Origin of the sequence: Kribbella sp. NPDC005582 (assembly GCF_040605415.1) — a bacterium.
Classification (GTDB): Bacteria; Actinomycetota; Actinomycetes; order Propionibacteriales; family Kribbellaceae; genus Kribbella.
In genome coordinates this window covers 1,311,329-1,331,951 of the sequence record NZ_JBEXCU010000001.1, presented here as the reverse complement: position 1 = coordinate 1,331,951, position 20,623 = coordinate 1,311,329, and the positions used below count along the sequence as shown (strand labels likewise).

Below are 20,623 nucleotides of genomic sequence, written 5' to 3'. Positions count from 1 at the left end.
AAGCGACGTCAGCCGGACAGGTGGGAGACGTTGTCCCAGGCTGGGTCTTTGGTGGTGGTGACGGTCACCTTGCCGTGGGGCCAGCCGGGGGTGGCGGCTTCGAGTTGGGCGGCGGCGGGGGTGGTGCCGTCGGTGTAGTAGTGCAGGAGGCGGGTGCCGGCGGAGGTTTCGTGGGCCAGCAGGTTGCCGGAGCCGCCGAGGCGGTCGGTGAGGTGGTCTTCGAAGGCGCGGAGTTCGTCGAGCATGTCGGACTCGGGGAGGCCGTCTTCGCGGACGACGGGGTAGCCGATGGAGATCTCGACGTGGGTGTCGAGGTGCGGACGGCGGATGGAGCGCAGCGGGTATTCGGCGGTGGCGATCAGGCGGTGGCCGTCGCGGGTACCTTCCAGCATCTTCCAGGCGGGGCTGCCGTCCTCGAGGGTGTGTTCGGCGGCGAAGCCGGCGACGGCGGGGAGCAGCGCGCCGATCGGTCGGGCGTCGGCGGGTGGGGTGTCGAGGGTGTCGATGGCGCCGATCCAGGTCTCGACCATCTCCTCACCGAGCACGAGGTCGAGGATCAGGAACGTGACCCGCTGCCGCACCTCGACCGGGAGTTTGGGGAACGCCGGGTGGTAGACACCGACGTGGATCGCCGACGCGTCCGGGTCGACTTCGACGACCGCCTCCTCGATCGGTACGGCGGGCAGCCCCTCGAACTGGATCGTGCTGATCGGCCCCGGCCGCCGGAGGTCGGCGTACTCCCAGAGGTGGTCCGAGGCAGGTGCCGAGCGGAGCCAGCGGCGGGCAGTCGCGCGGCGGCTGGGGTTGCCGGCCGCGGTGACGATGAGGGCGTGCTTGGCGTGCAGCCCGGGCCCGAGCTCCCAGTCGAGCTCGGGGTGGATGCGGTTCACCCATTCACTCAGCGTCGCGCCGATGTCGGCGGGTTCCTTCCGGGCGATCGCGTCGGCGACGAGCGTCGCGCCGGTCGAGGTCCACCAGGTCCAGAACGCGCCGATCGGGTCGGCCTCCGCGACGGCCGTCTTGCGACGCTTGAAGATGGGCATACGTCCTATCCTCCCTCGCCGAGGGAGCGACCACACTCCGTGAGCAAACCAGTACGCCACTGGTGTGGTCCCGGACACAGGATTATGGAGCGTCCGGTTCAGGCGCGTAACCTGCAGACACCACTGGCATACGGGGCCGGGTGGCTTGAGGAGGAGAACAGAAGTGCTTCGGCGAGTCCTGCTGGGCATGTCCCGCAGCCCCCAGATCAAGAAGGCCGTGTCGGCCATGCCGGTCTCCAGTGGCATCGTGTCGCGGTTCGTGGCGGGTGAGACCGCTCCGGAGGCCGTGCTGGCCACCGAGAAGCTGGTCGCGAACGGCCTGAACGTCACGCTCGACCACCTCGGCGAGGACGTCACCGACCTGTCCGCGGCGACCGCGACGGTCGAGGCGTATCTCGAGCTCCTCCGCAAGCTCTCCGAAGCCGGCCTGACCAAGAACGCCGAGGTGTCGGTCAAGCTGTCCGCCGTCGGCCAGGCGCTGCCCGGTGACGGCGAGAAGATCGCTCTCGAGAACGCCCGGACGATCTGCCACGCCGCCCGCAACGCCGGGACCACGGTGACGCTGGACATGGAAGACCACACCACCACCGACTCCACGCTGGGCATCCTGCGCGAGCTGCGCCAGGACTTCCCGGAGACCGGTGCGGTGCTGCAGGCCTACCTGCGCCGGACCGAGGCCGACTGCCGCGACCTCGCGCACGCCGGCTCCCGGGTGCGGCTGTGCAAGGGCGCCTACAAGGAGCCGGAGTCGGTCGCGTTCCAGGACAAGCGCCAGGTGGACAAGGCTTACGTCCGCGCGCTGAAGATCCTGATGAACGGCGCCGGCTACCCGATGATCGCCTCGCACGACCCGCGGCTGATCGCGATCGCCGGCTCGCTCGCCGACCGCGCCAACCGCCTCCCTGGCAGCTTCGAGTACCAGATGCTGTTCGGCATCCGCCCCGAGGAGCAGCTTCGGCTGGCGGGTCTCGGCCACACCATGCGCATCTACATCCCGTACGGCGAGGACTGGTACGGATACCTGGTCCGTCGCCTGGCCGAGCGCCCCGCCAACCTGCAGTTCTTCGCGCGCTCGCTGATCAGCAAGAAGTAATCAGCACGGCGAGCCGTACTCGGTCCCGTACCACGGGCTGAACAGGGTGCCGTTGCGCGTGACGCCGTCCTTCAGCTCGTAGAGGCGCCAGCGAACGCACTTGCCTTCCCGGTGGTCGTAGTTGCAGTAACCCCAGCCATCGGCCTTGCTCGGCGCCTGGCAGTACCGGTCCTTGCCGTAGTTGGTCTGGATGTGGAAGACCGTCGCCCACCCGTTCTCTGCCAGGTCCCGCACCCATGAGACATCGCCCTCCCATTGGAAGCAGTGCTCACCCAGCCCGTACCCGTAGTCCCGGCAGGTCAGGTAGTTGGGCTGGCCGGAGTTGGTCGCCCGGAGCGGGTGGGTGAGGTCGGATGCGGTCGTCTCGACGTCGTCCGCGTCGTCGTCGGCGGTGATCACCGTCGAGACGGGCGCGGGAGGCTGGACGGCGGTGGCTTCGGTGAGGCCTACGGTGAGCGGGAGCAGCACGGCGGCGGCGAGGGCGAAGGTACGACGAAGTCGCATGGGCGGTTCCTTACGCGGGGGCGGAGGGACGGAGAGGACATCCTATGTCCTGTCCGTGGACAAATGATCGGAGTGCGTGGCGGATCGTCAGTACTGTGTGGGCATGACAGACCAGGTGGCCATTCTCGGGGCCGGTGTGATGGGCGAGACGTTGTTGTCGGGGCTGATCCGGGCCGGGCGACGACCGGAGCAGTTGCTGATCACCGAGCGGCGCGCGGAGCGGGCGGCCGAGCTGCGCGAGCGGTACGGCGTCGAGGTCGTCTCGAACCTGGACGCGGCCGCGAAGGCGGACACCCTGGTGCTCGTGGTGAAGCCGCAGGACATGCCGGAGCTGCTGGCCGAGATCGCTCCCGTGGTGAAGCCCGAGCAGACCGTGGTGTCGCTGGCCGCGGGGATCTCCACCAGCTTCATCGAGTCGCGGCTGCCCGAAGGCGTTGCTGTCGTCCGCGTGATGCCGAACACCCCGGCTCTCGTCGACGAGGGAATGGCCGCGATCTCCCGGGGCGCGCACTGCGACGAGAGCCACCTGGCGTTGGCCGAGGGACTGTTGTCCGCGACCGGCCGGGTGGTCCGGGTGCCGGAGAAGCAGCAGGACGCGGTGACCGCGATCTCCGGGTCCGGACCGGCGTACATCTTCTTCGTGGTCGAGTCGATGATCGAGGCCGGCGTCCACATGGGCCTGCCGCGCACCACGGCGACCGATCTGGTCGTCCAGACCTTGTTCGGCTCGGCCAAACTGCTGCGGGAGACCGGTGAACACCCGACCGTGCTGCGCGAGCGTGTGACGTCACCGGGCGGTACGACGGCGGCCGCCGTACGGGAGTTGGAGGACCACAAGGTGCGCGCGGCGTTCCTGTCCGCGATCGAGGCGGCCCGCAATCGCTCGCGCGATCTCGCCGCCGAGTAACACCTGCGGTGCGACTGGCGTGCTGAATCGGCTAGGGTCCGCCCATGGGTAATCGTTCGGAGCAGCAGAGCCCCGAGCAGCTGAGCCCTGCTCCGGAGCCGGTGGCCGAGCTGCCGCAGTTGCCGTGGCGGGTGCCGCTGGATCCCGCGCCGTGGTGGGCCTGGGCGTTGTTCGTGATCCCGTTCATCGCCATTCCGGCGCTGAACTCGTGGCTCTGGATGGGCGCCCGCGACATCCTCGCGGTCTTCCTGCTGACGATCATCGGCGCCTCGGTGGTCCGGATCGCCGGCGGCGTCGTGCTGTACCGGGTGATGCTGACGCCGACCGCCCTCAAGGCCCGCACCAGCATGCTGATCCGCAGCCTGCCCTGGCAGGACGTGGACAAGATCGAGGTCGGCGACGACAACGTCGTGCTCACCCGCGACAAGGACGAGAACGAGATCAACGGCATCCCCACCGACCGCACCGCCGAGGTCGCCGCCGTGATGGAAGCCCTGCGCCGCCAGGCCGCCGGTCGCCCCGCCCGCCGCGCTACCCCGCGCCCCGGCATCGGCGCCCTGCTCGTGCTGCTCTACCTGGTGCTGTCCATCGGCGCCTTCCTCCTGCGCTGGCACCTGGTCTGACGATTTAAAGTCGAGGCCATGGACTTTTCTCTGTGGCCGAGCGCCGGCCGGACCTGGACCGAAGTACTCGAAGGCGCCGAGTACGCCGAGCGCACCGGCTGGCACGGCGTCTGGATCGCCGACCACTTCATGAAGAACGACAACAACGACCTGTCGGCACCGGTGAACGAGGTGTTCGCGCTGCTCGCCGGCCTGGCCGTGCGCACCGAGCGGGTGCGGATCGGGTCGATGGTGCTCGGCAACACCTACCGGCACCCGGCCGTCGCCGCCAACGCGGCCGCGACCATCGACCAGATGAGCAACGGCCGCTTCGTCTACGGCATCGGCGCCGGCTGGCAGGTCAACGAGCACGAGGCCTACGGCATCGAACTGCCGCCGACCAAGGAGCTGCTGGCCCGCTTCGAGGAGGCCTGCCAGGTGCTGAAGGGTCTGCTCACCGAGGAGCGCGCGACCTTCGACGGCAAGTACTACCAGCTCAAGGACGCACCGCTCGAGCCGAAACCGGCACATCTCCCCGTACTGATCGGCGCCGCCGGCGAAAAGGTTGCCCTAGGCATCGTCGCCAACTACGCCGACGAGTGGAACCACTGGGGGCGCCCCGACCTCGCTGCCCACAAGGGCAAGGTCTTCGCCGAGCACTGCGAACGGATCGGCCGCGACCCCAAGACCGTCCGCCGCTCCGCCCAGACCTTCCTCGAGGTGATCGCCCCCGGCGACACCGAAGCCGCCGCCCGCAAGGAGAACTTCGAGTCCCGCGGCCTGCACGTCATCATGGGCTCGGCCCAGGAGGTCCTCGACGTCGTCGCCCAGTACGCCGACGCCGGCATCGACGAGATCCTCGTCCCCGACCACTGGTTCGGCTCCGGCGCCCAGCGCTTCGAAACCCTCGAACGCCTCCGCGAAGAGGTCTTCGCCAAGCTCTAGAGCGACAGCGTGGCCATCACCGGCCAGTGATCGCTGGGCAGCCGTCCGCCGGGCCGGAAGTGCGAGACGGCTGCCTCGGTCACTCTCCACGCCTGCGTGATCAGGATGTGGTCGATGCGGTCGTCGTCCTCGGCGCCGGTGAAGTCGTGCCAACTGCCGCCGGCATCAGCCGGTACGGCGTACCGCAGCCCGGCGTCGGTGAGCGCCTTCAGCGGCGGTGAGTCCGGCGTCGCGTTCAGATCGCCCATCACGATCCACGGCACGTCACCGGCGATCCACTTGGCGACCAGCCGCGACGACTGCAGTTGCGCGACCTCGCCGGCGTGGTCGTAATGCGTGTTCAGTACGCCGATCGTCGTACCGCTGCGGTGCCGTAGCCACACCAGCGTCGCGACGCGCGTCAGGTCCGCGTCCCAGCCGACCGAGCCCGGCGTACCGGGGTCGTCGGAGAGCCAGCGGGTCTCGGAGCGCTCGATGCGCCAGTCACCGGGCCGGACCAGCACGGACGAGTGCTCGCCGGCACTCATCCCGTCGTCCCGCCCGGCGCCGACGATCTCGTACTTCGGGAACCGGAACCGCAGGTAGTCGAGTTGGTCGGGCAGCACTTCCTGCAGCCCGACCACATCGGCATCGAGAAGCTCGATCGCCGCCACCGCCGCGTCCCGCCGCAGCGGCCAGGCGTTCTCGCCGTCCGGGGCGGAGGAGTTGCGGAGGTTGAAGGTGGCGGCACGAATCTTCATGGCATCGATCCTGCCAAACCCATCGCTCGCATCGCCGCCCGGAGTCGGGGTTCGCTCGCCTCAAGTGCCCGATCGCGTCCCTCGGCCAGCAATGCGTCGATCGCGCCGGGATCGGTCGCCAGCCGCGCGTACTCCTTCTGCAGCGGCTCGATAACCGCCAGTACGGCGTCGGCCACGTCCCGCTTGAGATCGCCGTACGACGAGTACGCCGTCGCCAGCGCGGTCGGGTCGCCGTCCGTACACGCGGCCAGGATCTCGAGCAGGTTGGTCACGCCAGGCTTCTCCGCTTCGTCATGGCGGACCTCGTTCTCGGAGTCCGTGACGGCCCGCATCACCTGGCGCCGGATCACGTCCGGCGGGTCGAGCAGCCGGATCGTGCCGACCGCGTCGTCGGAGTCGGACTTGCTCATCTTGGCGGTCGGGTTGGCCAGGTCCTTGATCCGCGTCGCCAGCGCGGCCTTGTGCAACTCCGGTACGACGAAGGTCTCGCCGTACTCTCGGTTGAAGCGGACTGCGACGTCCCGGGCCAGCTCGACGTGCTGGTCCTGGTCGCCGCCGACCGGTACCCGCTGGGCGCCGTACAGGAGGATGTCGGCGGCCATCAGGCAGGGATAGGTGAACAGCGACGCCCGGGTCATCGGCCGGCCGCCCTTCTCCTTGTACTGGATCATCCGGGACAGCTCACCGACGTACGAGGTGCACTCGAGCAGGTAGGCGAGCTGCGCGTGCGTCGGCACGTCGGACTGGACGAAGACCGCGCCGGGCGGGATGCCGGCCGCCAGCATCAGCGTCGCGCACTCTCTGGTGAGCGCGGCGAGCCGGCGTGGATCGTGTTTCGTGGTCATCGCGTGCAGGTTGGCGACGAAGTAGAACCCGTCGGGATCGGTGAACCGCCGCAGGGCGCCGAGGTGGTTGCCGAGCGTGAGACGGCCGGACGGGGTGATGCCGGAGAGCGAGGTCATGACAGTGCCTTTCGGTGAGGGTGCGAGCCCACCTCACCGAGCGCACAAAAAAGGCCGTCTCGGCGAGACGGCCTCTGGATGCGTGTGAACGCCGGGGGACCGCCCTAGACGGCCCACCACTGCTGCAGATTCGTGTTCACGGGTTCAGATTAGCTCACGATCGGCGATCGCTGCACTTGTTCTGCAAAATCTGTAACGCTTTGCAGTCCGGCCCCGATGAACCGATCGTTGGACCCGCTGCTGACCCAGCGCTCGGGCGGGCCGGCGCAGCCTGGGAGGGGTGTTGCGCCGCCCGCCGAATCGGGTTTGTCAGGATGAGGTCATGACGGTGCGGGTGCGGCGACTGGCCGAGGACGACTGGGAAACCCTGCGCGAGGTCCGGCTGAGCGCCCTGCTCGAGGCGCCGCAATCCTTCTACCAGACGTACGGCGACGCCGTGGCGCTGACCGAGGCCGACTGGCGCTCCCGGTTGCGGGCCACCGACAAGGTGTCGCTGCTGGCCGAATCCGACGCGCGCCCCGCCGGGATGGTGATCGGCGCCCCCGCTGGACCGGACGAGCGCGATCCGGATGCCGCGCTGATGCTGTCGATGTGGGTCGACCCGGAGTTCCGCGGCCAGCGGGTCGCCGACGCGCTGACCGCCGAGCTGGTGGTCTGGTCCCGGGAGCAGGGCTACAAGCGCCTGCTCCTCTGGGTGTACGACGCCGCGCCCCGGGCCGCCGCCTTCTACCGTCGGGCCGGCTTCGAGCCGACCGGACGCGTCGAGACGTTCTACGACCCGACGCGCCCGCTCACGCTGATGTCGCAGACCCTCTAGGCGGTCGGCTTCAGGCTGATGTCGATCGCGTCCAGTTCGGTGTAGCACTCGCCCTTGCCAAAGGTGACGGTGTTGGTGCCGACCTTCAGGTCCAGGTCCACAGCCGACGTACCGAGCAGATCCCACCCGTACGACGGGTACTTCATCGCGACCGCGGTGCCGCCGTTGGCGCTGACGTTGTGCGTGCACTCGGTGCCCATCCCGTTCGCGCCCCGGGCCCGGATCCGGTACGTGCCCGCGGTGCCGACCTGGAAGGTGAACTTGACGAAGCTGTCCGGCAGGTCGATGTAGCCGATCTTCGCGCCGCCGGAGGCCGAGGTGATCTGCGTGCGTTTGGTCGGCGCCCCGCTGATCACGGCGTTCGCGGACTGCTCAGCCTCGTACCGGGTGGTCTGGACCCCGGTCAGCGCGCTGTACCAGCGGACCGCGGCCTTCGACGCGGCGCCGTAGTTCGGGTGCCACATGTCGACGAAGTCGAACGGCTGGAACAGGCCCGAGTTGGCGTCCAGATACGACACCTGCTTGCCGGCGGCAACCTTCGCCGCGACGATGCCGGGAATCGTGTAGTTGAAGGCGGCGACCCGGCTGTAGTGGTTGGCGTCCGCGAGCTGCGGGATCGCGCTCACGAACACCTTGGTGTTCGGCAGGGTGGTCGTGATGCTGTCGATCAGCGCCGACAGCTTGCCGGGCGCGGCGCCGGCCGAGGCATCGTCGTACATGTCGTTGGTGCCGATCTGGAGCGTGATCACGTCCGGCGTGTAGGTGTTCAGCCAGCCGGTCACGCTGCCCTGGATCTGGCCGATGGTCCAGCCGCCGTGCCCCTCGTGGTTGCGGTCGCCGAGCGTCGTGGGACCGGACGTGACCGAGCCGACGAAGTCGATCGGCCGGCCGTCGGCCTTGAGCAGTTCGTACAGATCGACCCGGTACGCCGCTCCGGGGGCGTCGCCGCCGGCCGTGTTCGAGTCGCCGAGCGGCATGATCTTGGTCGGGGTGGCCCGCACGATCGGTACGGCGGGACCGTCGTCGGCGGGCGCGGTCGTGGCGCCGGTGACCGTCGCGGCGGTGACGGCGCTCCCGACCAGGGCCGCGGCGCCGAGCAGGGCGGGCAGTGCGCGAGTGATCGCACGCATGAGGGTTCTCCTCCAGATGGGCGGGCCGAACGTGGCGCCTCGATCGTCGGCCGCCGCCGGGACCCCGGCAAACCTTTCGACGGACCCCGAACAATCAGGCGGACCGCTATGGTCGGATCCATGAGTGGTGAGGCGAGACTGGTCTATGAGGATGGGCTGACGAAGTACGACTTCGGGCGCGGGCATCCGATGAGTCCGATCCGGGTGCAGCTGACCATCCGGCTGGCTGAACAGCTCGGCATTCTGGACCACCTCCCGATCGTGCCGGCGCCAGTGGCGAGCGATGAACTGCTGCGCACGGTGCACACGGCCGAGTACGTCGAGGCGGTCAAACGGGCCGGCGACAATCCCGACGAAGTGGATCTGGACCACGGGCTGGGCAGCGACGACACGTACTGCTTCCGCGGGATGCACGACGTCAGCGCCCAGATCGCCGGGGCCAGTGTCGAGGCCGCACGGTCGGTCTGGGAGGGCGAGGTGCTGCACGCGGCGAACATCGCCGGCGGCCTCCACCACGCGATGCCGAACCGGGCCAGCGGCTTCTGCGTCTACAACGACCCCGCGGTCGCGATCCAGTGGCTGCTCGACAACGGCGCGGAGCGAGTCGCGTACGTCGACGTCGACGTGCACCACGGGGACGGCGTACAGGAGGTCTTCTACAACGACCCGCGCGTGCTTACGGTCAGCCTGCACGAGTCGCCGACCACGCTCTTCCCGGGCACCGGCAGCGCCGGTGAGATCGGCGGACCGGATGCTTTGGGCTCTGCGGTGAACATCCCACTACCGCCTGGGACGGGAGATGCCGGCTGGTTGCGCGCGTTCCACGCGATCGTGCCGGACGTGGTTCGGGCGTTCCAGCCGTCGATCCTGGTCACGCAGCACGGGTGTGACTCGCATGTGGAGGATCCCCTCGCTCATCTGACCAAGACGGTCGACGGCCAGCGAGCGGCGTACCTGGCGCTGCACGATCTGGCCCACGAGGTCACCGGCGGCAAGTGGGTCGCCACGGGCGGCGGTGGCTACGCGATCATCGACGTCGTCCCGCGCGCCTGGAGCCACCTGCTGGCGATCGTGGCCGGCAAGCCGATCGACCCGCAGACGCCGGTCCCGGAGGCCTGGCGCGAAGAGGTGCAGATCCGGTTCGGCCGGGTGGCACCGCACCGGATGACGGACGGCCGCGACCCGGAGTACGTCGACTGGTCCGGCGGCTACAACCCGAACACCTGGCTGGACCGCTCGATCAAGGCCACCCGGGACGTCGCTTTCCCGTACTTGGGCCTTGACCCGACGTACTGAGTTCGTCACAGGATCGAGTCACACGAGTCCCCCTCTTTCCCATTCGCACCAACAGCCACTACCCTCGACACATGCACGGACGGAGGTGCCGGAGGGGAAGCCGGCGCACGATCCGTGCTGGAAGTGCGGTGCGCAAATGGCATCAAAGAAGTCCGGTGGTGAGCAGCCGCTCGCAGAGGTGAAGTTTCTGACCGTGGCAGAGGTTGCCACGGCCATGCGCGTCTCCAAGATGACGGTGTACCGGTTGGTGCACTCCGGTGAACTGCCCGCGGTGCGGGTAGGTCGTTCGTTCCGGGTGTCTGAGGATGCCGTGCACGACTACCTCAAGGGCGCCTTCTTTCAGGCCGGATAACCACGAGAGAGGCGGCCGGATCCCGTTCAGGGACCGGCCGCCTCGTCATGTCAGCTTCCGCAGCGCCGCTGCTGCTTCCCGGACGACCTCGGCGGGCAGGTGGTCCCACAGCTTGTGGTGGGCCGCGGCGCCCGCGGCGACCGCCTCCTCGGCGGTCTTCACGCCGGCCTCGGTCAGCCGGATCTGCGTGCCGCGCCCGTCGTCCGGATCAGGCTCCCGGACCACCAGGCCGCGGCGGACGAGCTGGTTCACCACGTTGCTGGTGCCGCCGGACGACAGCAGCAGGCTCCGGCTGAGATCCGAAGGCTTCTGCCGGTACGGCGCTCCCGATCGCCGCAGCGAAACGATCACGTCGAACTCGGCGGTGGTCAGTCCGAGCTCGCGCAGCACCTGCCGGGTCGCCTCAGTCAGAGCGTTGTTCAGGAACATCAGGCGCTTGGTCAGCTCGCTGGTCGGATAAAGCACGTCCGGCAGTTCGCGCTGCCACGCGGCCAGCAACTCGTCCACCCGATCCGGCGTCATGGTTGACAGTCTAGATGTCTTTGGTGATAGCTTTCAGGAAAGCTTTCTAGTGAGGAGTTTTCCATGCGGACAGTGGTGCAGGGCGGGTTGGTGATCGACACCGCGCCGGAGGTGACGGTCCGGGAGGTCGACGTACTGATCGAGGACGGCCGGATCGCCGCGGTCGGGCCGGGGCTGGCGGCCGAGGGCGCGGAGGTGATCGACGCGACGGACCGGATCGTGCTGCCCGGGTTCGTCGACACGCACCGGCACCTGTGGCAGACGGCGCTCCGGGGGATCGCGGTCGACGGTGACCTCGGGATGTACTTCGAGCGCGTGCTCGGCGGCCCAGGAACGCGGTACCGGCCCGAAGATGTTGCTGTCGGCAACTTGGTTGGCGCGCTCGAGTGCCTGGACGGCGGCATCACGACAGTGCAGGACTATTCGCATGTCCAGGGTTCGGCCGAGCATGCCGACGCGGCGGTCGACGCGTTGGAGCGCAGCGGAATCCGTGCGGTCTTCGGGTTCGGTCCGACGCCGCTGGGCGGCGGCGCGGTCGACGGCGCCGGCCTGCGACGGCTGCTGGGGCGGACTTCGGACCGGATCGGCTTCGCGGTCGCCGCGATCGGACCGGCGTACGTGCCGCTCGAAACCGTCCGCGCCGACTGGGCGCTGGCCGACGAGCTAGGGCTCCCGATCGTCGTGCACATCAGCAGCAGCGAGCTAGCCCCGACCCCGATTGCCATGCTCCGCGATGCGGGTATGACGCGGGCGAACACTCTCTACGTGCACGGCAACAATCTCCCGGACGCCGAACTCAAACTGATCGCCGAGTCCGGTGCCAGCGTCTCGGTCACACCGCTTGTCGAGGCGCGCCTCGGCCTCGGTACGGCGGTCGCCGGCCGGCTGCGCGCGGCCGGCGTACCGATCAGTCTTGGGATCGACACCGTCGCCAGTGCCGCCGGTGACATGTTCAGCGTCATGCGCGAGGTCCTCGCCCTCGGCCACGACACCTTCACCGCCGCCGAGGTTCTCCAGCAGGCGACGCTCAACGGCGCCCAGGCGCTCGGTCTTCCCGTCGGCTCCCTTGCCATAGGCAACGAAGCCGACCTGATGCTGCTCCGTGCGAGCGACCTCAACCTCGCCGGCGGCCTCCACGACCCGGTAGCCACCGTCGTCACCTCGGCCCACCCCGGCAACGTGGAGACGGTCCTGGTAGGTGGCTCCCCGGTCAAACAAAACGGCCGCCTACTGACCACCCCGCCCCTCGCCGACCTGTCCGCCTCCGCCGCCTACCTCCACGCAAGGAACGACTAGCGGGTGAGTAGGTGGGTTATCGCTGTGACGACCTCGTCGGGGGACTCTTCGGCGATGAAGTGGCCGGCGGTGGTGAGTTGGTGAGTGAGGTCGGGGGCCCAGGCGCTCCAGAGTGCGGCGGCGTCGAAGCCTAGGGCGGAGCCCCAGTCTTGCTGGATGACGGTGACTGGCATCTGGAGCTTGTTGCCCGCCTTGAGGTCTTCGGTGTCGTGTTGTACGTCGATGGTGGCGGAGGCTCGGTAGTCGGCGACGATCGATGGGATGGCGGCCCGGGACGCTTCCAGGTACGCCGTTCTGACGTCGGCGGGGATCGCGGTGGGGTCCTTGGTCCAGATGTCGAGGAAGTGGCCGAAGAACGTGTCGGAGGCACCGGCGATCAGGGTCTCGGCGAGGCCGGGGGGCTGGGCCATCAGGTAGAGGTGGAAGCCGACGGCGGCGGTGGTGCCGTGCATGACGTCCCACATGTCGAGGGTGGGGAGTACGTCGAGGATCAGCAGGTGGGTGACCACCTCGGGGTGGTCGAGCGCCGTGCGGAACGCGACCAGGGCACCGCGGTCGTGGCCGGCCAGGGCGAACGTGTCGTGCCCGAGCGCGTGGGCGACGGCAACGATGTCCTCGCCCATGGTGCGCTTCGCGTAGCCGTCGAGCGGCTTGTCGCTGTCACCGTAGCCGCGGAGGTCGGGGCAGATGACGGTGTGCTCGGCGGCGAGCTTCGCGGCGACGTGCCGCCACATCAGGTGCGTCTGCGGGAATCCGTGCAGCAGGACGACCGGCGTACCGGTGCCGCCGACTGCGACGTTGAGGGTGACGCCGTCGGCGCCAGGGAGCTGGTGGTAGTCGAATCCGGTGATCTTCACCCGGCCAGGGTTGCGGGTGCGGATGAGCGCTGGATGAGCACGTTACGGTGAGCGGGTGGAGTTCGGGGTGCTCGGGCCGGTGGTGGCTTGGGACGACGCGGGGCAGCCGGTTGCGCTTAAAGGGCCGCGGCATCGGGCGGTTCTGGCGCGGCTGATCGTGGCGCGGGGCCGAGTGGTACCCGCGACGCGTCTGGTGGACGACCTCTGGCTGGAACCGCCAGATGGTGCGCTGAGCGCCGTACGGACGTTTGTCGCGGCACTGCGCCGGTCGCTGGAGCCGGAGCGCGCACCGCGGGCTAAGCCGCAGCTGTTGGTGACTGAGGGGCCCGGGTACGCGTTGCGGACCGTTGCTGTCGACGCGTGGCGTTTCGAGCAGGCGGCGAACGCCTCGGCGTCGGTTGCGGAACTGGAGGCTGCACTGGGGTTGTGGCGCGGTCCGGCGTACGCCGAGTTTGCTGATGAGGACTGGGCGCAGGGGGAGCGGGCCCGGCTCGGCGAGCTGCGGTTGCAAGCGGTGGAGCGGCTCGGGGAGGCGCGGCTGGCGGCGGGGCTCGGTGGTGAGGCGGTGGCTGAGCTGGACGCCCATGTGACCGAGCATCCGTGGCGTGAGGAGGGCTGGCGGCTACTAGCGCTCGCTCTGTACCGCTCTGGTCGGCAGGCTGATGCACTCGCCGTACTGCGGCGTGCCCGCGCGATGCTGGTGTCGCAGCTCGGCATCGACCCCGGCCCGGCGCTGACGCGGCTCGAGGAGGACATCCTCAACCAAGCCGTGGAGCCTGCCTCGGTCTGGACTGCGACAGCAGCCGCCTATCAGCGCAGTGCGGGCAAGCGCGCCCAGCTGGAATCGACGGTCGGTCTGCTCCGCAGTCTCGCGGTGACCGGCGAGCTCGCCGAGGTACGACGGCATCGACTGGCCGCGATCACGGCGGCCGAGGAACTCGGCGATCCGGATCTGGTCGCGCGCGTGATCGGCGCGTACGACGTACCGGCGATCTGGACGCGGTCGGACGACGAAGCGCAGGCCGCGGCGATCGTCCGTGCCGCCGAACGCGTGCTGCCGACTCAGGATCACCCGACGATGCGAGCTCGGCTGCTGGCCACGATCGCCTTGGAATCAAGGGGTTCCAGCGCGGCGCGACCACTGGAAGCCGCGCGAGAGGCCGAGCGGATCGCGCGCACGCTCGACGATCCTGCGGTGCTTGCCTTCGCGCTCAACAGCGTCTTCATCCAGTCCTGCCGCCGGGCCGGACAGTCCCGCGAGCGTGATCGGATCGGTGCCGAGCTGGCCGCGCTCGCGGCCCGCCACGCGCTTCCGGCGTACGAGATCCTTGGGCTTTTGATCCGCCTGCAGTCGGCCTGTGCCGTCGGCGATTATGTTGCCGCCGACAACCATTCGGCCGCGGCTGATGAGCTTGCTGCTCGGCATGATTCGCCGTTGGTCACCGTCTTCACCCGCTGGTACGACGCTCTGCGCGCGGACACGCCGGCCGCCTACTGGCTCGCGGCCGAGCGCTACCCCGCGACTGCGATGCCCGGCCTCGATGCCGGTCTTCTCCCGCTGGCGCTCGCCGTTCAAGCCATCCGCCACGGAATGCCGGTCCCGGAGGCTGACTACGGCCCGCACGCGCCGTGGATCAACCCGGTTGCCACCACTCCGGACCCACCTCCGGGGCTCTTTCTCGAACTGCACTGGGCGCTGATCGCCCGCGCAGCCAAGGCCGGTGGGGACGAGCACACGCTGGCCCGGGCGCGCGCCGTACTGGCTCCTGCCGCAGACGAACAAGCCGGCGGACAGTCCGGGCTTCTTACCCTCGGTCCCGTCGCCGACTATCTCTAGAGGTCGTCGGGCGAGCCGGCCTCGGCCTGGCGATCGGCGGCACTGCGCTGTTCCTGGTGGGCGTGGTGTGAGGTGGGGCGGTAGGCCTCCTCGTACGCCGCGACGGCGCCGGCGAGGCCGCCTCCGCTGCCACGCCCCTTCGCCCAGCGCGCGAACCAGGTCAGACCGGCCAGCACGACGGCGGTGCCGCCGAGGAAGATCGCGGATGCCATAGAACCAGACTAGGCCGGTTTGGTGGCGCGGACGGCGAGCGAGTGCGGGACAGGGGGACCTTCGGGCTCGATGAATCGCTGGACGGTCAGGCCGGCGGTGAGGAAGGCGTTGAGGTAGTCGGCGAGCGGGACGTGGCTCATCCCGATCTGCCGGCGGATGCCGTCCTCGCCCCACCAAGGCGCGGGCTCGTGCCAGCCGGACTGCCGGTACGTCGGGTGTGCCGTGCGGCCGCCGTCTTCGTTGTAGACGACATGCGGTCCGTTGAAGCACGGATGCACGCCGTACTCGACGAAGACGCCGCCTGGTCGCAGGACCCGAGCGGCCTCCCGCACTACGGCGCCGAAGTCGTCGACGTCGGTGGAGACCCACATCACCATCACGGTGTCGAAGGACTCATCGGGGAACGGCAGTGCGGCCGCGTCGCCGACCATCAGCGGGCCGTCGGTGCGGGTGCGCGCGAGGCGGAGTTGGTCGGACGAGTAGTCGAGGCCGACGACCTCACGGCCGCTCGCACGGATGGTCTCGAAGTTGCGGCCGGTGCCGCAGCCGATGTCCAGGCAGGGGCCGGAGCCCTCGCCGAGAAGCTCGAGCAGGCCAGGTTGATGCGGCTCCGCACCGGTCACGAACCGATCGTCGTACCAGTCGGCCAGACCGTCGTACCGAGCCTTCGTGACACTGTTCATACGAGCCTCCCCAGACGTGATCTCCACCCTATCCAAGGCCCGCTTTAGGTCCACGAGGTGACGTACGGGTAAGCTTTGCCGACGTTCTCTTTGAGTTTGGATGGTCCACTGTGGGTTCCGTAATCAAGAAGCGCCGCAAGCGTATGGCGAAGAAGAAGCACCGCAAGCTGCTGAAGAAGACGCGGGTTCAGCGCCGCAAGCTCGGCAAGTAGTAGTTTCCCGCCGCGCCCCGTTGATGTTGAGGCGGCGCGGCGCTCAGTGGGGTTGCTGCTGTCTGGCTGGGGGTTTCTCGTGGCACAGGTAGTGATGGTGACCGGCGTCTCGAGAGACGCCGGTGCTCGCTGTGCCCGAAGGCTGGCCGACGATCCGTCGATCGGCACGGTCCTCGGCATCGACGTGGTTCCGCCACGCGCCGAGCTGGGCCGAGTCCGGTTCGTGCGTGCTGACATCCGTAACCCGGTGATCGCGAAGGTGATTGCCGCCGAGGGCGTCGACACTGTCGTCCACACGGGCGTTGTGGCCACCCCCGGCAGTGCCGGCGGCCGGTCGTCGATGAAGGAGATCAACGTCATCGGCACCATGCAGCTGCTCGCCGCATGCCAGAAGGCGTCCGGCGTGGCCAAGCTGGTGGTGAAGTCGTCGACCACTGTGTACGGCGCGGGTCCACGCGACCCGGCCATGTTCACCGAGGAGATGGCGCCACGGGCGATCCATCAGACCGGCCTGAGCAAGGACGCCGTCGAGGTCGAGGGGTATGTGCGCGGGTTCGCCCGCCGCCGCCCTGACGTCTGCGTGACCACGCTCCGGATGGCGAACTGGATCGGCCCCAAGACCGACTCTCCGATCACGCGTTACTTCGGCCTTCCCGTCGTACCGACAGTGTTCGGGTACGACGCGCGCCTGCAGTTCCTGCACGAGGATGACGGCGTCGAGGCGATCCACCACGCCACGGTGAACGACCTGCCCGGCACCTTCAATCTCGCCGGTGATGGCGTGCTCGCACTCTCCCAGGCGATCCGGCGGCTCGGCCGCCCGGCTCTCCGGCTGCCGTCGTTCACCGCCTCCAGCACGGCGGCCGTCGTACGACGTGCTCGGCTGGCTGACTTCTCGCCGGACCAGATCACCTTCCTGACCTACGGCCGGGTCGTCGACACCACGCGGATGCGGAGCACCTTCGGGTTCGAGCCGCGGTTCACCACCGCCGAGGCGTTCGACGAGTTCCGCCGCTCGCTCGGCCCCGGCGCGACCAGCCAGCTGGCCTCGCTGCTCACCACCGGCGTCGGAGCACTCCGTGGCTGACGCGGACGTCATCCCGATCGGCTCCGGTGGCCGCCCGGGTCGCGGCAGCGGCCGCCGTACGACGCCCTCCGCCGCGGCCCGCGCACTCGCCGGCCCGAACGCCGGCCGGTCGAAGAAGCCGAAGGCCAAGCCCGCCGAGCCGGACACCAACGCGCCGAGCGCGGTAGACGAGACGGTGACCGAGCTGCCGTCCCCCGCCGGCCAGAGCACCTCGACCGCGGACAGCACCTCCCAATCCGGCCGCACCTCCCAGTCCGGCGGCACCGACCGGGCTCGCGGCATCTCCCAGCTCGGCGGCAGCTCCCAGCCCGACAGCACGTCCCAGCCTGGCGGCACCGACCGGAGCAGCACGCGGACTCAGGGGCGGTTGCCGGACCTTGGCGCGCTCGCGGGCCTCGCGGGGCTGGACTTCGCGGCGCTGGAGAAGGTCGTGCGAGACATGTTCGGCGCGGACGGCGAGCGGCGGGTCGCGGAGTGGCTCGCGTTCCTGCGCCGGCGGTTGTCGGGGGAGTACGAGGTCGACGAGTTCGGCTTCGACTCGGACCTGACCGATCAGATCCTGCTGCCGATGCTGCGGCCGCTCGCGGAGAAGTGGTTCCGCGTCGAGGTACGCGGGGTGGAGAACATCCCGGACAGCGGCAGCGCGCTGATCGTCGCGAACCACTCCGGCACGATGCCGCTCGACGGCCTGATCACCCAGCTGATCGTCGCCGACCACACCAATCGCCCGCTGCGCACCCTCGCGGCCGACCTGGTGTTCCGGACGCCGTTCGTCGGCGAGTGGTCCCGCAAGGGCGGCGCCACGCTCGCGAACAACGACGACGCCGAGCGCCTGCTCCGCCAGGGCAACCTGGTCGGCGTCTGGCCCGAGGGCTTCAAAGGCCTCGGCAAACCGTTCAGCGAGCGCTACAAGCTGCAGCGGTTCGGCCGCGGCGGCTTCGTCAGCGCGGCGATGCGGACCGGCGTACCGATCGTTCCGTGCTCGATCGTCGGCGCCGAGGAGATCTACCCGCTCGTCGGCAACCTCTCCTCCCTGGCCCGCCTGATGGGCGTCCCCTACGTCCCGGTGACGCCGTTCTTCCCGCTGCTCGGCCCCCTCGGCCTGATCCCGCTGCCGTCCAAGTGGCTGATCGAGTTCGGCGAACCGATCCGCACCGACGAGTTCCCCGACGGCGCCGCCGACGATCCCATGCTGGTCTTCAACGTGACCGACCAGGTCCGCGAAACCATCCAGCAAACCCTCTACACCCTCCTCGTCCAACGCCGCAGCGTCTTCTTCTGACCCCGCCCCCACGTATCAGGGCTCAACCCCGACCTAGCGGGTTGCACCAGCAAAATCCGGGGTACAACCCACCCCCACCGCGGCCGACCCCTCAAATGTCACCCGCACTCCCGCCCCGCGCCCACCCCCACCGCGCCCACCCCCACCGCGCCCGCGCACTCCGCACCCGCGCCCACCGTGTCCGCGCACACCGCGCTCACTCGCACCGCGCCCGCGCCGTACGACGCCCGCCGCGCCCGCGCCCACCGCGCCCGGCGCGCCACACACCGCGCCCGCGATGGCGCCGTACGACGTCCGCCGCTCTCACGCCCACCGCGTCCGCGCACACCGCGCCTGCGCCCGCGCCGTACGACCTTGGGCACGGTTCGACCGTTTCGCCAAGCGTGCCGTGGTCGAGCGACGCTCAAGGCGAGGTCCGTCGACCACGTTGAGCACGGTTCAACCACCTCCGTCGGCGGATCGTGGTTGACCGGTGCTCAAAGTCCGCCGTACGGCGCTCTGCCGTCGGACCGCTCGTCGCCTCGCGCACAAAGAGCAGCCCGCCCACCTTTGTGCACCCATCAACCATGTGGACCCCGCCGGGATGGTCGAGTGGTGCTCAAGGTGGCGTGCCGCGGACACGTTGGGCACGGGTCGACCACTTCCGTCGGCGGATCGTGGTTGACCGGTGCTCAAGGTCCGCCGTACGGTGCTCTGCCGTCGGACCGCTGGTCGCCTCGCGCACAAAGAGCAGCCCGCCCACCTTTGTGCACCCACCAACCACGAGGACCCCGCCGGGATGGTCGAGTGGTGCTCAAGGTGACGTGCCGCGGACACCTTGGGCGCGGTTCGACCACTTCCGCGACCGGACGGTGGTTGATGGGTGCCCAAAGTTCGCCGTACGACGCTCTCCCCATCCGAGTGGGCGCCACGTCGAGCCCAAAGAGCAGCCGACCCACCCTTGTGCACGGATCGCGTCTTTGTGCACCCATCAACCATCCACGCCGCCTCGACGTGGTTGGTGGGTGCACAAGGTGGGCGGCTGAGAACAAAGAAGAAGCCCGGCCTGGGGGGCCGGGCTTCTGGGGTGCTGGGTTACTTCCAGGGTGGGAGCAGGGTCTGCAGGACACCCGGGACGTTGATCAGCGGGGGGAGGCTCAGGCTGGGAAACGGCCAGGGCCAGGACGGGGTGCTCGAGGGGGAGCCGGTCGGGGTGCCCGAAGGCGTTCCGGTCGGCTGGGACCCGGACGGGCGCGGGGGAGTCTTCAGGCTGCTCGGTGGCGGGCCTTCGGACTTCTCGACGAGCGTCGTGTTCGGCACCTTGGTGGGGGTGGTGGTCGGCTTGGCGGTCGGGACCGTGGACGCCTTGCCGGCCGGTGGGGTCTTCAGGTTGCCGCCGGTCGGCCGCGCCGACTGCTCGACGGTGGTCGGCACCGGCTGGTTCGCCGGCGCCTTCGGCTTGTCGCACTTCGGGCAGGCCGTGCTGCTGTGCCGGGCCAGCTCGTCGATCGTGGCCAGGGCCTCGACCGCCGACTTCAGCGACTCCGGTGGCAGCTTCGGCGCCAGCTCGCCCAGCCCCTGGCGGGCGCTGGTGATGAACGTCGCGACCGCCGCGATCGAACTCGCGTCGCCGTCCTGCTGGTACGACGCGACCAGGCGCGTCACGCCTCGGCGGGCCTGCAGCGAGAACTGGTCCAGCGTGCTGTTGATGGTGGCCGCGGAGCCGCCGTTACCGGCCAGCGCCTGGACCTCGGACAACCGGGTCTTGGCGTGCTCGAGCTCGCGCCGGCCGCGGGAGTCGTCGCCGATCCCCACATTGGTCGCCACGTTCTCGATGCTGCGCTTCATCCCGTACAAAGTGTCGCCGGGCATCGCCTGCTGAGCGGCAGCGGCAGAACCGATGCCACCTCCCAGCAGCACCAGCGCGGCGGTACTGGCCACGAGCCGGATGCGCCGGCCGTGACGATGGCGGATATCTGTCACGGACGCGTCGACGTCCTCGCCACTCGGCGGGTCGTCGGAGCTGTCGGGAAGGCTGCGCACAACGGTCGGAGTGCTGGTCGCCGCGCGGGCGGCCGCCTGCTCAAGCAAGCGGTGCCGTAGCTCGGCGCTGAACTCCGGTCGGGGTGCGACTGCGCCGGCGGTCCTCAGCCGTCCGACGAGTTCTACAGCCTCTGACAACTCCGGGTCATCGCTCAGTCGCGAAGAGTGACGGGGCCCGTGATCGACGGCGTGCGCGAAGGTCTCCGCGCGCGCTCGAGCCC

The 20,623-nt window shown here is 69.4% G+C and carries 22 protein-coding genes; 12 read left to right on the top strand and 10 right to left on the bottom strand.

Annotated elements, in window-relative coordinates:
- Window positions 1-8: 8 nt before the first annotated feature.
- A complete protein-coding gene (locus ABZS29_RS06715) occupies window positions 9-1,043 on the bottom strand; it encodes a DUF695 domain-containing protein (RefSeq protein ID WP_355459189.1) in 1,035 nt (344 codons plus the stop codon).
- Window positions 1,044-1,206: 163 nt separating this feature from the next.
- Here ABZS29_RS06715 and ABZS29_RS06710 point away from each other — a divergent pair, with 163 nt between their 5' ends.
- Window positions 1,207-2,136, top strand: coding sequence for a proline dehydrogenase family protein (locus ABZS29_RS06710; protein ID WP_355459188.1), 930 nt, complete (start codon window positions 1,207-1,209; stop codon window positions 2,134-2,136).
- On the opposite strand, the gene ABZS29_RS06705 is transcribed toward ABZS29_RS06710, so the two are convergent.
- Complete coding sequence (locus tag ABZS29_RS06705) at window positions 2,137-2,640, bottom strand: hypothetical protein (RefSeq protein ID WP_355459186.1); 504 nt, start codon at window positions 2,638-2,640, stop codon at window positions 2,137-2,139.
- Between the two features lie 103 nt (window positions 2,641-2,743).
- Here ABZS29_RS06705 and proC point away from each other — a divergent pair, with 103 nt between their 5' ends.
- Genes proC through ABZS29_RS06690 form a run of 3 tightly spaced genes read left to right on the top strand, consistent with a single transcriptional unit; the run spans window position 2,744 to window position 5,094 of the window.
- Window positions 2,744-3,547 carry a pyrroline-5-carboxylate reductase gene (proC, locus tag ABZS29_RS06700; protein ID WP_355459184.1) on the top strand — a complete coding sequence of 268 codons (804 nt, stop codon included), beginning with the start codon at window positions 2,744-2,746 and terminating at the stop codon, window positions 3,545-3,547.
- Between the two features lie 44 nt (window positions 3,548-3,591).
- Window positions 3,592-4,170, top strand: coding sequence for a hypothetical protein (locus ABZS29_RS06695; protein WP_355459183.1), 579 nt, complete (start codon window positions 3,592-3,594; stop codon window positions 4,168-4,170).
- A gap of 18 nt (window positions 4,171-4,188) precedes the next feature.
- Window positions 4,189-5,094, top strand: a complete 906-nt coding sequence (locus ABZS29_RS06690; protein WP_355459181.1) for a TIGR03560 family F420-dependent LLM class oxidoreductase — start codon at window positions 4,189-4,191, stop codon at window positions 5,092-5,094.
- On the opposite strand, the gene ABZS29_RS06685 is transcribed toward ABZS29_RS06690, so the two are convergent.
- Together ABZS29_RS06685 and trpS are read right to left on the bottom strand one after the other, a co-directional pair.
- Window positions 5,091-5,834 (bottom strand): endonuclease/exonuclease/phosphatase family protein, encoded by a 744-nt coding sequence (locus ABZS29_RS06685; protein WP_355459179.1) that lies wholly within the window; start codon window positions 5,832-5,834, stop codon window positions 5,091-5,093. The two genes, ABZS29_RS06690 and ABZS29_RS06685, sit on opposite strands and share 4 nt — an antisense overlap.
- The gene (gene trpS / locus ABZS29_RS06680; protein ID WP_355459178.1) at window positions 5,831-6,796 is read right to left on the bottom strand and encodes a tryptophan--tRNA ligase; all 966 of its coding nucleotides are present in this window, start codon (window positions 6,794-6,796) and stop codon (window positions 5,831-5,833) included. The genes ABZS29_RS06685 and trpS overlap by 4 nt, the downstream gene beginning before the upstream one ends.
- A 322-nt stretch (window positions 6,797-7,118) precedes the next feature.
- Here trpS and ABZS29_RS06675 point away from each other — a divergent pair, with 322 nt between their 5' ends.
- Entirely contained in the window at window positions 7,119-7,613 is a 495-nt protein-coding gene (locus ABZS29_RS06675) for a GNAT family N-acetyltransferase (RefSeq protein ID WP_355459176.1), read from the top strand.
- On the opposite strand, the gene ABZS29_RS06670 is transcribed toward ABZS29_RS06675, so the two are convergent.
- A complete protein-coding gene (locus tag ABZS29_RS06670; RefSeq protein WP_355459174.1) occupies window positions 7,610-8,743 on the bottom strand; it encodes a GDSL-type esterase/lipase family protein in 1,134 nt (377 codons plus the stop codon). The genes ABZS29_RS06675 and ABZS29_RS06670 overlap by 4 nt on opposite strands.
- Window positions 8,744-8,863: 120 nt before the next feature.
- On the opposite strand from ABZS29_RS06670, the gene ABZS29_RS06665 reads away from it, so the two are divergent.
- Together ABZS29_RS06665 and ABZS29_RS06660 are read left to right on the top strand one after the other, a co-directional pair.
- On the top strand, window positions 8,864-10,039 hold the full coding sequence (locus ABZS29_RS06665; protein ID WP_355459173.1) for an acetoin utilization protein AcuC: 1,176 nt from the start codon (window positions 8,864-8,866) through the stop codon (window positions 10,037-10,039).
- 136 nt (window positions 10,040-10,175) lie between these two features.
- Window positions 10,176-10,391, top strand: coding sequence for a helix-turn-helix domain-containing protein (locus ABZS29_RS06660; RefSeq protein ID WP_012923942.1), 216 nt, complete (start codon window positions 10,176-10,178; stop codon window positions 10,389-10,391).
- Window positions 10,392-10,436: 45 nt separating this feature from the next.
- Here ABZS29_RS06660 and ABZS29_RS06655 read toward each other — a convergent pair whose 3' ends face one another.
- Window positions 10,437-10,913, bottom strand: coding sequence for a MarR family transcriptional regulator (locus tag ABZS29_RS06655; RefSeq protein WP_355459171.1), 477 nt, complete (start codon window positions 10,911-10,913; stop codon window positions 10,437-10,439).
- 63 nt (window positions 10,914-10,976) lie between these two features.
- On the opposite strand from ABZS29_RS06655, the gene ABZS29_RS06650 reads away from it, so the two are divergent.
- Entirely contained in the window at window positions 10,977-12,209 is a 1,233-nt protein-coding gene (locus ABZS29_RS06650; RefSeq protein WP_355459170.1) for an amidohydrolase family protein, read from the top strand.
- Here ABZS29_RS06650 and ABZS29_RS06645 read toward each other — a convergent pair.
- Window positions 12,206-13,066 carry an alpha/beta hydrolase gene (locus ABZS29_RS06645; protein ID WP_355459168.1) on the bottom strand — a complete coding sequence of 287 codons (861 nt, stop codon included), beginning with the start codon at window positions 13,064-13,066 and terminating at the stop codon, window positions 12,206-12,208. The two genes, ABZS29_RS06650 and ABZS29_RS06645, sit on opposite strands and share 4 nt — an antisense overlap.
- A 55-nt stretch (window positions 13,067-13,121) precedes the next feature.
- On the opposite strand from ABZS29_RS06645, the gene ABZS29_RS06640 reads away from it, so the two are divergent.
- Window positions 13,122-14,903: a BTAD domain-containing putative transcriptional regulator gene (locus ABZS29_RS06640; RefSeq protein ID WP_355459166.1), complete on the top strand. Its 1,782-nt coding sequence runs from the start codon at window positions 13,122-13,124 to the stop codon at window positions 14,901-14,903.
- On the opposite strand, the gene ABZS29_RS06635 is transcribed toward ABZS29_RS06640, so the two are convergent.
- Together ABZS29_RS06635 and ABZS29_RS06630 are read right to left on the bottom strand one after the other, a co-directional pair.
- On the bottom strand, window positions 14,900-15,115 hold the full coding sequence (locus ABZS29_RS06635) for a hypothetical protein (RefSeq protein WP_355459165.1): 216 nt from the start codon (window positions 15,113-15,115) through the stop codon (window positions 14,900-14,902). The genes ABZS29_RS06640 and ABZS29_RS06635 overlap by 4 nt on opposite strands.
- A 9-nt stretch (window positions 15,116-15,124) precedes the next feature.
- A complete protein-coding gene (locus tag ABZS29_RS06630) occupies window positions 15,125-15,799 on the bottom strand; it encodes a class I SAM-dependent methyltransferase (RefSeq protein ID WP_355459163.1) in 675 nt (224 codons plus the stop codon).
- Between the two features lie 110 nt (window positions 15,800-15,909).
- On the opposite strand from ABZS29_RS06630, the gene ABZS29_RS06625 reads away from it, so the two are divergent.
- From ABZS29_RS06625 to ABZS29_RS06615, 3 genes are all read left to right on the top strand, one after another.
- Window positions 15,910-16,011: an AURKAIP1/COX24 domain-containing protein gene (locus ABZS29_RS06625; protein ID WP_008356322.1), complete on the top strand. Its 102-nt coding sequence runs from the start codon at window positions 15,910-15,912 to the stop codon at window positions 16,009-16,011.
- Between the two features lie 79 nt (window positions 16,012-16,090).
- Window positions 16,091-17,098 carry an NAD-dependent epimerase/dehydratase family protein gene (locus tag ABZS29_RS06620; protein ID WP_355459161.1) on the top strand — a complete coding sequence of 336 codons (1,008 nt, stop codon included), beginning with the start codon at window positions 16,091-16,093 and terminating at the stop codon, window positions 17,096-17,098.
- Window positions 17,091-18,380 (top strand): lysophospholipid acyltransferase family protein, encoded by a 1,290-nt coding sequence (locus ABZS29_RS06615; RefSeq protein WP_355459159.1) that lies wholly within the window; start codon window positions 17,091-17,093, stop codon window positions 18,378-18,380. Before ABZS29_RS06620 ends, ABZS29_RS06615 begins: the two co-directional genes overlap by 8 nt.
- Before the next feature lie 1,074 nt (window positions 18,381-19,454).
- On the opposite strand, the gene ABZS29_RS06610 is transcribed toward ABZS29_RS06615, so the two are convergent.
- Window positions 19,455-20,540 (bottom strand): DUF5667 domain-containing protein, encoded by a 1,086-nt coding sequence (locus ABZS29_RS06610; protein ID WP_355459158.1) that lies wholly within the window; start codon window positions 20,538-20,540, stop codon window positions 19,455-19,457.
- Window positions 20,541-20,623: the final 83 nt, after the last annotated feature.